This window comes from Pseudomonas sp. QLc11A (assembly GCF_052112305.1).
Classification (GTDB): Bacteria; Pseudomonadota; Gammaproteobacteria; order Pseudomonadales; family Pseudomonadaceae; genus Aquipseudomonas; species Aquipseudomonas laurylsulfatiphila.
On sequence record NZ_JAVAJJ010000111.1, the window covers coordinates 1 to 216 of the forward strand.

The 216-nt window shown below is 62.0% G+C and carries 1 protein-coding gene; it reads right to left on the reverse strand.

Annotation, left to right across the window (positions count from 1 at the left end):
- A partial coding sequence (locus Q8X48_RS30125) for an immunoglobulin-like domain-containing protein (protein WP_407802711.1) occupies positions 1-216 on the reverse strand: 216 nt, incomplete at both ends.

Sequence of the window (216 nt, forward strand, 5' to 3'; positions counted from 1 at the left end):
CGATGGTGATGACCTTGCCGCTGTCCAACGTCACGGTCACTGGACCGTTTTGCGCGGTGACCGGTTTGCCCTGAGCATCGGTCAGGGTGGCGGTGTAGGTGATGGTGCCGTTCTCGTCCACGCTCGGCGTCGCGGTCAGGGTCACGGTGGTGGTGTCGTTGACGTCGTTGACCGTGGTGGTCACTGGCGTTGTGTTTGGCGACACCAATTCCAGGT